The organism is Streptomyces hydrogenans, assembly GCF_014656075.1.
Taxonomy (GTDB): domain Bacteria; phylum Actinomycetota; class Actinomycetes; order Streptomycetales; family Streptomycetaceae; genus Streptomyces; species Streptomyces hydrogenans.
Genome location: NZ_BNBS01000194.1, coordinates 1 through 9842 on the forward strand (window position 1 = coordinate 1; position 9842 = coordinate 9842).

Here is a 9842-nt window from a genome sequence, read left to right on the forward strand (position 1 = left end):
GGCGGCGGCGAGGGCCGCGGCGAGGGCGTCGGCGAGGGCCGCGGCCCGGGTGCGGGCCGCGGGGTCGGCGGGGTCGACCGGCTCACCCCGGAGCAGCCGCTCCGCGGCTTCCGGGTCGAGCCACTGGTACCGCTCGTCGGCCATCACATGTCCTTCTGCGTACGCGGACGCCAATGCGTCACACCGCCGGGGGCTATGAACCCCGGGTTCCGGCCGCGCTGGGGCGGCACCCCGTCGAGTCCCTGGGGGTCGTCGGCGGAGCCCTCGCCCGGCCCGGCGCCGGCGGTGCCGTCGACGCCGAGGAGTTCGGCGAGCTTCTTCAGGCCGCGGTGGGCGGCGGTGCGGACGGCGCCGGGGCGCTTGCCGAGGGCCTCGGCGGCGGACTTGGCGTCGAGGCCGACGACGACGCGCAGGACGACGGCCTCGGCCTGGTCCTGCGGGAGGCGGGCGATGAGGCGCAGGGTGTCGCCGGTGGCCAGCGCCTCCATGGCCTCGCCCGCGGTGTCGGAGTCGGCTGGCTTGTCGGTCAGTTCGGTCTCGTCGCCGCCGGCGGCGGGCCGGCGGCCGCGCATCCGGATGTGGTCGAGGGCGCGGTTGCGGGCGATCCGGGCCGCCCAGCCGCGGAAGCGGTCCGCGTCGCCGCTGAAGCGGTCGAGGTCGCGGGCGATCTGGAGCCAGGACTCCGAGGTGACGTCCTCGGCGTCGGCCTCTCCGACCAGTGTGCGCATGTAGCCCAGCAGACGGGGGTGCACGGCGCGGTACACAGTACGGAAGGCGTCCTCGTCCCCGTCCTGCGCAGCGAGCACCGCGGCCGTCAGCTCCGCGTCGTCCCCCAGCACTCCCCAAACCCTGTCCGTCGGTCGCGTTCCGTGCGCGTCAGCGTGTCGGTCGCGGTGTCGGTCGCGGAGTCGGGGCTGGTCATCGCCGCCGAGTCCGCCTCGCGCTCCAGCACGCTACGTGGAGTCCGGGTGTCGCGTCCACGCGGTACGTGCGGCTTGTACAACTTGCAACCTTCGCTCTCCGAGCCGACGGTGTGACAGAAACCGCACCCTCGGCGCTGTATGGAGTACGGAGCCGTGCTGCGGCTCCGTGGATGACGACCGGGGCCTCTCCTGTGGGGGGTGGCGGCCCCGGTCGTCTCCCTTTTCCGGGCCGCCGTCCGCCCGACTCCTCCGCTCTTCATGCCATACGACGCATCACCCGAAAGAAGTCACGCCCCGACGAGTGTCAACCGACCGTTGACAGTCCAGGGGTGTCAACCTAGGGTTGCCTCATGACGCATCCCGCGGTTCCGCACATCAGCATCCGTCTCGACGAACTCATCGACGCGATCAAGAAGGTCCACCCGGACACGCTGGAGCAGCTCTCCGGCGCGGTCATCGCGGCGGACTACCTCGGCGAGGTCGCCGACCACCTCATCGGCCACTTCGTCGACCAGGCCCGCCGCTCCGGCGCCTCCTGGACCGACATCGGGCGCAGCATGGGCGTCACCCGCCAGGCCGCGCAGAAGCGCTTCGTCCCCAAGGACCCGGACGCCGAGAAGATGGACCCGAACGCCGGGTTCGCCCGCTTCACCCCGCGCGCCCGCGCCGTCGTCGTCGCCGCGCAGAACGAGGCGATCGCCGCGCGCAACGCGGAGACCGTCCCCGGCCACCTCGCGCTCGGACTGCTCGCCGAGCCCGAGGGGCTCGCCGTCCTGTGGATCACCTCCCAGGGCGTCACCGCCGAGCAGCTGCGCGAGGCCGTCACGCCGACGCTGCCGCCGCCGGCCGCCGAGGAGCTGCCGGCGCTCATCCCGTACGACGCGGCGGCGAAGAAGGTGCTCGAACTGACCTTCCGCGAGGCGCTGCGGCTCGGGCACAACTACGTCGGCACCGAGCACATCCTCCTCGCCCTCCTGGAGCACGAGGACGGCGCGGGCGTGCTCAGCGGCCTGGGCCTGGAGAAGGCGGAGGCGGAGCGGCAGCTCGCCGAGCTGATCGCCTCCGCGACGATCCAGGCGCCCTCGGAGGACTGAGCCTCAGGAGGGACCGGGCCTCAGGCGGTGCGGGCGCGGCGCGAGACCACCGCGCGCAGCACCCGGCCGCCCTCGGTGGACAGCTCACGGGCCCGGCGCAGTCCGGTCGGGCCGTGGGCGACCGTGTCCAGGACGGCCAGCTGGCGGCGGAGTTCTCCGGCGTGCAGCGGGCCGTCCTCGTTCACGTCGTACAGGCGGTGCACGGTGAGCGCCACGGTCGAGCAGCGCTCGGCCCAGGCGCGCAGGGGCTCCTCGGCCCACTCGGCGGGCACCGCGTCGATCATCGCGCGCACCAGGGCGACGACCCCGCCGGCGTCCGCGTCCGCGCCGCCGGCGCCGAGGATCTCGCCCCGCGCCTTGGCGACGGTATCGGCCCACGCCGCGCCGCCGCCGCGCGCCACCGCCGCCCACACCGGGCGCAGCACCTCGGCGCGCTCGGGCGCGAGCAGCGGCAGGCACCGGTCCAGGCAGGCGAGCCCCGCGGCGGCGAGGCCGCGTTCGTCGGCCCCGCCGATCAGTTCCAGCAGACTCCGGCCCGTACTCGACGTCATGGACGCCTCCTCGCCACCCGATGCGGACGCTCTACGTCCACTTCTGCGCCGACAGGCGCTTTCTCGTCACTCGGCGGCCGAAAGCATGCCAGTGGCCTTGGCGTGCTGCATAGAGGTCAGACGGCGGACGAACAGGATCGCGAGGACGCCGGCGACGATCGTGAGCAGATAACCCGCCAGGGACCAGGCCGCGGCGTCGGTCCACTCGTCCAGCGTCTCGGCCCCCTTGTACATCCGGCTCGCCACCCGGTCCACGATCGCCCCGGCGACCCAGAAGCCCCACCAGGAGTTGAGCAGGGTCAGCTCCCGGGCGCCGTCGGCGGCGGACGGGTCCCGGCGGCTGGCCCGCCAGATGTCGGCGGCGATGTGCCGCGGGATCCACAGGTTGGCGATCGGGATGAACCAGGCGCCGATCGCCCAGCCGGGCGTGCGGCTCTGGAGGTCGCCCGCCCAGACCTCGGCGTTCTGCCGCACGCGGAAGAACCAGACGAGGAAGACGACGATGGTCGCGATGTAGGCGGCCCCGCCCACGAGGGCGAGCCCCGCCGGGGCGGTCGCCTCGGCGGCGGCCACCGGGTCGGCGAGGGTCCACGCCTCGGTGCCCGCGAGCAGCAGGTCGAGGAAGACGTCGACGCCCAGCAGGGTCATGACGGCGTACGCCAGGTTGTTGGGATTGCGCAGCATGAAGTGGTTCCCCCCAGGAACGGTGTGCGATCGGAACGCCCCTCCCCCGAGGGGCTGCGCGAACCTACGTCAGGCGGAACCGTGCCGTCCAGGGGAAAACCGCAGCTCAGCCCTGCAGCTTCGTCGTCAGGGCGCGGAAGTCGGACCAGCTCCGGGTGGGTTTGCGGGAGTCCCAGACCTTCTGGGAGAGGGCCGCCAGCGGGAGGCGGATGCCAGCGGCCACCTGGGCCTGGGTCTGGGCGTCGGAGAGGTCGCACCAGACGGCGAACCGCGCGCCGAGGATCTGCGCGTCGTAGCGGGCCGGGACCGGGGTGGTGCCGCGGACGACGAGCGGGGTCCACTGCTCGTAGATGCGGCGGCCGGTCGGGTAGGTGAAGTCGTTGGGCTCGCCGAGCACGTAGTAGAGGTACTCGTCGTTGAGGTTGACCAGCCTGCGGCCCGCCTGGAGGTACGGCAGCGGCGGCCGGGCGCCGTACTCCTTGCCCGTCCAGTACTCGACCTCCAGGTCCTTCGCCGCGCTCACCACGCCGCCGGCGAAGAAGCCGTCGTTCCACGCCTTGAGGGTCTTGCCGGTGGGCCGGACGGTGGCGGCGCGGTCGTTGAGCCAGTCCGTCGCCAGGTCCTGGACGCGGCCGGAGGGCCCGTACGCCTCCCGCGCCGCCTTCGCGAGCTGCGGGTAGCTGGCCTCGGGGTCCTTCGCCATGAGGGCCACGTACTCGTCGGCGCCCAGGTGCCAGTAGGCGCCGGGGAAGAGCGCCGCGTACTCGCGCAGCAGGTCGTCGACGATCCGCGCGGCGTCCGGGTCGGAGATGTCGACGGCCCCGCGCGGGGTCCGGCCGCTGACGCTCACCAGCTGGAGGTCCGGGTGGGCGTCGATGACCGCGCCGAGGTGCCCGGGCGAGTCGATCTCGGGGACGACGGTGACGTGCCGGCTCGCGGCGAGCGCGAGGATCCGGCGGACCTCCGCCTTGGTGAGGTGCTGCTTCGACACGATCTCGGGGTGCGAGTCGGACTCGATCCGGAAGCCCTGGTCGTCGGAGAAGTGCAGCCCCAGCTGGTTGAGCTTGAGGTCGCCCATCTCCCGGATCCGGTCCTCCAGCCAGGCGGCGGTGAAGTGCTTGCGGGCGATGTCGACGTTGAGCCCGCGCTGCGGCTTGGCCGGCCGGTCGGTGACGGTGCCCTCGGGCATCGCCCCGCTCCCCTTCACCGACTGCTTGAGGGTGCGGGTGCCGTAGAAGACGCCGGCCTCGTCGGGACCGGCGATCCGAACCCGGCCGTCCTTCACGGTGAGCGTGTACGACTCGGCGGCGCCCTTCGCGCCGAGGGCCAGCTCGACGTCGCCGGGGCCGGCGGCGGCCTCGCCGCGGTAGCGCAGGCCCAGCTCCCCGGCGAGCAGCCGGGCCTCGTCGGCGAGGCCGGCGCTGCCGGCGGCGAGGACGACCTCGGCGCGGCTGCCGGGCTTCCAGCCGGGGCCGCGGGCCGGCTCGTGGGAGCGGACGGCGGGGACGGTGCGGGGCGCGGTGGAGAGCGGGTAGGTCCGGGTGGGCGTGGGGCTCGGCGTGGGCGTCGGGGACGGCTTCGCGGCCGAGGTCGTCGCCGCCGGTCCCGTACCGGACGGGGACGGCGGCGGGGAGTCCGCGCCGGAGGGGGAGCCGTTCGAGCAGGCCGCCACGGTGGTCAGGGCCACCGCGGCCGCCAGGAGTGCCGGGCCGCGCAGGGGGCCTCGTGGGGAGTACCGCATCCCCTGCATCCTCCCGCACCCGGGACGGACCGGCCAATCGTCCGGCCGCGGACCCTCACCCGGAAGAACGGAACCTTCACGTCCATCACACGTTCCCAAACTCTCCCTTCCGGGTGAAATTCGCGCACTCGTCGGACACTTCCCCCGTCCCGTCGATAACGTTGCGTCACGCCCACCCCCTTCGTCCCGCCGTCCCGGAGCCCACGCTGACCAGCGACACCCACGTCCCCTGCCGCGAGCCGGGTCCGGCGGACGTGCCGGCCATACCCGCCCAGAAGTCCTCCGGCGCCCCGTACGGCCTGCTCCCCTTCAACGCGGCGGCCCCCGCCGGGGCCGTGGAGCTGCTGCTCGCCTGCTGCCACAGCCGCCGCTGGGCCGAGCGGATCGCCGCCCACCGCCCCTATCCGACGACGGACGCCCTGCTGGCCGCCGCAGAGGAGGCCGGGTACGACCTGGCGGGCGCCGACCTCGACGAGGCGCTGGCCGCCGAGTCCTCCGCGCCGCCGCACCCGGACGCGCCGCCGGCCGCCCGCACCGCGCTGCGCGCCGCCCACGCCGCGTACGAGAGCCGCTTCGGCCATGCGTTCGTCATCAGCCTGGACGGGGTGCGGCCGGGCGAGCGGCTCGACGCCGTGCTGGCCGGAATCCGGTCACGTCTCGGCAACGAACCGGAGGAGGAGCGGGCCGTGGCGGCCGACGAACTGCGCCGGCTGGCCCGCTCGCGACTCGCCTTCGCGCTCGCCGGAGGGCTCACTTCCACCCGGGGGAACCTGTGATTCTCCCCGGAATGGTCCGAATTCGCCTCGGACGATAGCCCGTCCGTGCCTGTTTGATCACACTGAAGGACCCCGCGCGAGCGAACCGACAAGTCGTCGCTACGATGACCGGGGCCGGTGGACCGTACCCGGCCGGGTCTGACCGACATCGAAGCCGGCCGGCCCTGATCCCCGCTCCCGGAGGGTTTTTCCGTGCCGGCTGGAACGCTGTACCGCGGCCGGGAAGGAATGTGGTCCTGGGTGGCTCATCGAGTCACCGGCGTCCTCATCTTCTTCTTCCTGTTCGTACACGTGCTGGACACCGCTCTCGTCCGCGTCTCCCCCGAGGCGTACGACGAGGTCGTCGCGACCTACAAGACGCCGATCGTCGCTCTTCTGGAGTACGGCCTGGTCGCCGCCATCCTCTTCCACGCGCTGAACGGCCTCCGGGTCATCGCCGTGGACTTCTGGTCCAAGGGCCCGCGCTACCAGAAGCAGATGCTCTGGACCGTCGTGGGCATCTGGGTCGTGCTGATGGCGGGCTCGCTGTACCCCGTCCTCGGCCACGCCGCACGTGAACTGTTCGGGAGCTGACGCCAGACATGTCCGCTGACACCACCTCCGCGATCGGTCCCGTCGAAGGCACCGCCTACGACGTGGACAACCCCGCCCCGTACATCGAGGCGCCCCGCAAGCGCACGGGCAGGACCCCGCGCGCGACCCGCGGCAACTTCGAGATGGCCGCATGGCTCTTCATGCGCCTGTCGGGCGTCGTCCTCGTGGTCCTCGTCCTCGGCCACCTGCTGATCCAGCTCTTCCTGGACGGCGGCGTCTCCAAGATCGGCTTCGCCTTCGTGGCCGGCCGCTGGGCGTCCCCGTTCTGGCAGGTCTGGGACCTGCTGATGCTGTGGCTCGCCATGCTGCACGGCGCCAACGGCCTCCGTACCGTCATCAACGACTACGCGGAGCGCCCCAACACGCGCCTGTGGCTCAAGGGCCTGCTGTACACCGCCACGGTGTTCACCATCCTTCTGGGCACGCTGGTGATCTTCACCTTCGACCCGAACATCCGCTAGGCACGGGGCTGAGGTAACCACCCAATGAAGATCCACAAGTACGACACCGTCATCGTCGGCGCCGGCGGCGCCGGCATGCGCGCCGCCATCGAGGCGACGAAGCGCAGCCGCACCGCCGTGCTGACGAAGCTCTACCCCACCCGCTCCCACACGGGCGCCGCGCAGGGCGGCATGGCCGCCGCGCTGGCGAACGTGGAGGAGGACAACTGGGAGTGGCACACCTTCGACACGGTCAAGGGCGGTGACTACCTGGTCGACCAGGACGCCGCCGAGATCCTGGCGAAGGAGGCCATCGACGCCGTCCTCGACCTGGAGAAGATGGGCCTGCCCTTCGGTCGTACGCCCAACGGCGACATCGACCAGCGCCGGTTCGGCGGTCACTCCCGCAACCACGGCGAGGCCCCGGTCCGCCGCGCCTGCTACTCGGGCGACCGCACCGGCCACATGATCCTCCAGACGCTGTACCAGAACTGCATCAAGGAGGGCGTGGAGTTCTTCAACGAGTTCTACGTCCTGGACCAGCTCATCGTCGAGGTCGACGGCGTCAAGAAGTCCGCCGGCGTCGTCGCGTACGAGCTGGCCACCGGCGAGATCCACATCTTCCAGGCGAAGGCGGTCGTCTACGCCTCCGGCGGCACCGGCAAGTTCTTCAAGGTGACGTCGAACGCCCACACCCTGACCGGTGACGGCCAGGCCGCCTGCTACCGCCGCGGCCTGCCCCTGGAGGACATGGAGTTCTTCCAGTTCCACCCGACGGGCATCTGGCGCATGGGCATCCTGCTGACGGAGGGCGCCCGCGGTGAGGGCGGCATCCTCCGCAACAAGGACGGCGAGCGCTTCATGGAGAAGTACGCGCCGGTCATGAAGGACCTCGCGTCCCGTGACGTCGTCTCCCGCTCCATCTACACGGAGATCCGCGAGGGCCGCGGCTGCGGTCCCGAGGGCGACCACGTCTACCTGGACCTGACGCACCTCCCGCCGGAGCAGCTCGACGCCAAGCTCCCGGACATCACCGAGTTCGCCCGTACGTACCTCGGCATCGAGCCGTACACGGACCCGATCCCGATCCAGCCCACCGCGCACTACGCCATGGGCGGCATCCCGACCAACGTCGAGGGTGAGGTCCTGTCGGACAACACCACCGTCGTCCCGGGCCTGTACGCGGCCGGCGAGGTCGCCTGCGTGTCGGTGCACGGCGCCAACCGCCTCGGCACCAACTCGCTGCTCGACATCAACGTCTTCGGGCGTCGCGCGGGCATCGCCGCCGCCGAGTACTCCCACCAGCACGACTACATCGAGCTGCCGGAGAACCCCGAGTCGATGGTCGTCGCGCAGATCGAGAACCTGCGCAACTCCACGGGCACCGAGCGGGTCGCCGACGTGCGCCGCGAGCTCCAGGAGACGATGGACGCCAACGTGATGGTGTTCCGCACGGAGCAGACCATCAAGACGGCCGTCGAGAAGATCGCCGAGCTGCGCGAGCGCTACAAGAACGTGTCCATCCAGGACAAGGGCAAGCGCTTCAACACCGACCTCCTGGAGGCCATCGAGCTGGGCAACCTGCTCGAACTGGCCGAGGTCATGGCCGTCTCGGCCCTGGCGCGCAAGGAGTCCCGCGGCGGTCACTACCGCGAGGACTACCCGAACCGCGACGACGTCAACTTCATGCGCCACACGATGGCGTACCGCGAGGTCGGCGAGGACGGCTCCGAGACCGTGCGTCTCGACTACAAGCCGGTCGTGACGACCCGCTACCAGCCGATGGAGCGTAAGTACTGATGGCCACCCCCGTTCTGGACAAGGTCGAGGCGGAGTCCGCCGCCTCCCCGTACATCACGGTCACCTTCCGGATCCGCCGCTTCAACCCCGAGATCTCGGACGCGGTGGTCTGGGAGGACTTCCAGGTCGAGATCGACCCGAAGGAGCGCGTGCTCGACGGTCTCCACAAGATCAAGTGGGACCTGGACGGCACGCTGACCTTCCGTCGCTCCTGCGCGCACGGCATCTGCGGTTCCGACGCCATGCGGATCAACGGCAAGAACCGTCTGGCCTGCAAGACGCTGATCAAGGACCTCAACCCCGAGAAGCCGATCACCGTCGAGCCCATCAAGGGCCTCACGGTGCTGAAGGACCTCGTGGTCGACATGGAGCCCTTCTTCCAGGCGTACCGCGACGTCATGCCGTTCCTCATCACCAAGGGGAACGAGCCGACCCGCGAGCGCAAGCAGTCCCCCGAGGACCGCGAGCGCTACGACGACACCACCAAGTGCATCCTGTGCGCCGCGTGCACGTCGTCCTGCCCGGTCTTCTGGAACGACGGCCAGTACTTCGGTCCGGCCGCGATCGTCAACGCGCACCGCTTCATCTTCGACTCGCGCGACGAGGGCGGCGAGCAGCGCCTGGAGATCCTGAACGACAAGGACGGCGTGTGGCGCTGCCGCACCACGTTCAACTGCACGGACGCCTGCCCGCGTGGCATCGAGATCACCAAGGCGATCCAGGAAGTGAAGCGCGCGCTGATCACGCGTCGCTTCTGACCTCTTCCGAGCGTCGCGGAAGGCCCCGTCTCCCCCTGGGAGGCGGGGCCTTCCCGCGTGTACGGGTCCTCCCGCGCGTCCTCCCGTCGTACGGGCCGGGCTCAGCCGCCGACCAGCGGGACCAGCTTCAGGAAGACGACCTCGGTGGCCGGGCCGACCGTGACGGTCTCGTCGAGCTCCTCGATCTGGCGGTCGCCGACCAGGACCAGGAAGCCGTTGCGGGCGAAGGCGTCGAGGGCGCGGGCGAGCGCGGGCTCGAAGCCGTCCGGGCCGGCCTCCAGGGCGACCCGGCGGGCGATCAGCTCGCGCAGCGGCAGGCGCTCCTCGGGCACCGCGAGGGGTGCGGAGGCGGTGCGGGCGCCCAGGGTCGTCTCGTCGACGAAGGTGACTGTTCCCATGGACGCCGAGGGTAGGGCCTGTCTGGCAATTGGCGTCGGATCAGGCCGGGTCGTCCGGTGCGTGCGATCGGCGTGCGGCCGGG

11 protein-coding genes are annotated in these 9842 nt (G+C 71.6%); 6 read left to right on the top strand and 5 right to left on the bottom strand.

What is annotated here, in order from left to right:
* Positions 1 to 143: 143 nt before the first annotated feature.
* Positions 144 to 839: an RNA polymerase sigma factor gene (locus tag IE321_RS39225; protein ID WP_190226445.1), complete on the bottom strand. Its 696-nt coding sequence runs from the start codon at positions 837 to 839 to the stop codon at positions 144 to 146.
* A gap of 434 nt (positions 840 to 1273) precedes the next feature.
* On the opposite strand from IE321_RS39225, the gene IE321_RS39230 reads away from it, so the two are divergent.
* Positions 1274 to 2017 (top strand): Clp protease N-terminal domain-containing protein, encoded by a 744-nt coding sequence (locus IE321_RS39230; protein ID WP_190226446.1) that lies wholly within the window; start codon positions 1274 to 1276, stop codon positions 2015 to 2017.
* A gap of 20 nt (positions 2018 to 2037) precedes the next feature.
* Here the strand turns inward: IE321_RS39230 and IE321_RS39235 are convergent, their stop codons facing one another.
* From IE321_RS39235 to IE321_RS39245, 3 genes are all read right to left on the bottom strand, one after another.
* Positions 2038 to 2568, bottom strand: coding sequence for a hypothetical protein (locus IE321_RS39235; protein WP_190226447.1), 531 nt, complete (start codon positions 2566 to 2568; stop codon positions 2038 to 2040).
* 66 nt (positions 2569 to 2634) lie between these two features.
* Positions 2635 to 3252: a DUF4328 domain-containing protein gene (locus IE321_RS39240; RefSeq protein ID WP_043225897.1), complete on the bottom strand. Its 618-nt coding sequence runs from the start codon at positions 3250 to 3252 to the stop codon at positions 2635 to 2637.
* Positions 3253 to 3358: 106 nt separating this feature from the next.
* Positions 3359 to 4993, bottom strand: a complete 1635-nt coding sequence (locus IE321_RS39245) for a beta-N-acetylhexosaminidase (protein ID WP_190226448.1) — start codon at positions 4991 to 4993, stop codon at positions 3359 to 3361.
* A 161-nt stretch (positions 4994 to 5154) separates the two neighbouring features.
* Between IE321_RS39245 and IE321_RS39250 the strand changes: the two genes are divergently transcribed.
* From IE321_RS39250 to IE321_RS39270, 5 genes are all read left to right on the top strand, one after another.
* Positions 5155 to 5769, top strand: coding sequence for a 2-oxo-4-hydroxy-4-carboxy-5-ureidoimidazoline decarboxylase (locus IE321_RS39250; RefSeq protein ID WP_372470187.1), 615 nt, complete (start codon positions 5155 to 5157; stop codon positions 5767 to 5769).
* A gap of 192 nt (positions 5770 to 5961) precedes the next feature.
* On the top strand, positions 5962 to 6342 hold the full coding sequence (gene sdhC, locus IE321_RS39255) for a succinate dehydrogenase, cytochrome b556 subunit (protein ID WP_015035721.1): 381 nt from the start codon (positions 5962 to 5964) through the stop codon (positions 6340 to 6342).
* Between the two features lie 8 nt (positions 6343 to 6350).
* Positions 6351 to 6824, top strand: a complete 474-nt coding sequence (locus IE321_RS39260; protein ID WP_190226449.1) for a succinate dehydrogenase hydrophobic membrane anchor subunit — start codon at positions 6351 to 6353, stop codon at positions 6822 to 6824.
* Between the two features lie 24 nt (positions 6825 to 6848).
* Positions 6849 to 8603 (top strand): succinate dehydrogenase flavoprotein subunit, encoded by a 1755-nt coding sequence (sdhA, locus tag IE321_RS39265; RefSeq protein WP_043225901.1) that lies wholly within the window; start codon positions 6849 to 6851, stop codon positions 8601 to 8603.
* Positions 8603 to 9361: a succinate dehydrogenase iron-sulfur subunit gene (locus IE321_RS39270; protein ID WP_043225902.1), complete on the top strand. Its 759-nt coding sequence runs from the start codon at positions 8603 to 8605 to the stop codon at positions 9359 to 9361. Before sdhA ends, IE321_RS39270 begins: the two co-directional genes overlap by 1 nt.
* A gap of 101 nt (positions 9362 to 9462) precedes the next feature.
* On the opposite strand, the gene IE321_RS39275 is transcribed toward IE321_RS39270, so the two are convergent.
* Entirely contained in the window at positions 9463 to 9759 is a 297-nt protein-coding gene (locus tag IE321_RS39275) for a hypothetical protein (protein WP_190226450.1), read from the bottom strand.
* Positions 9760 to 9842 lie beyond the last annotated feature (83 nt).

Excerpts from the sequence above, each read along its gene's own strand:
- IE321_RS39245 (WP_190226448.1), bottom strand. The coding sequence starts at position 4,993 with ATGCGGTACTCCCCACGAGGCCCCCTGCGCGGCCCGGCACTCCTGGCG.
- IE321_RS39235 (WP_190226447.1), bottom strand. The coding sequence starts at position 2,568 with ATGACGTCGAGTACGGGCCGGAGTCTGCTGGAACTGATCGGCGGGGCC.
- IE321_RS39230 (WP_190226446.1), top strand. The coding sequence starts at position 1,274 with ATGACGCATCCCGCGGTTCCGCACATCAGCATCCGTCTCGACGAACTC.
- sdhA (WP_043225901.1), top strand. The coding sequence starts at position 6,849 with ATGAAGATCCACAAGTACGACACCGTCATCGTCGGCGCCGGCGGCGCC.
- IE321_RS39270 (WP_043225902.1), top strand. The coding sequence starts at position 8,603 with ATGGCCACCCCCGTTCTGGACAAGGTCGAGGCGGAGTCCGCCGCCTCC.
- IE321_RS39275 (WP_190226450.1), bottom strand. The coding sequence starts at position 9,759 with ATGGGAACAGTCACCTTCGTCGACGAGACGACCCTGGGCGCCCGCACC.
- IE321_RS39260 (WP_190226449.1), top strand. The coding sequence starts at position 6,351 with ATGTCCGCTGACACCACCTCCGCGATCGGTCCCGTCGAAGGCACCGCC.
- IE321_RS39240 (WP_043225897.1), bottom strand. The coding sequence starts at position 3,252 with ATGCTGCGCAATCCCAACAACCTGGCGTACGCCGTCATGACCCTGCTG.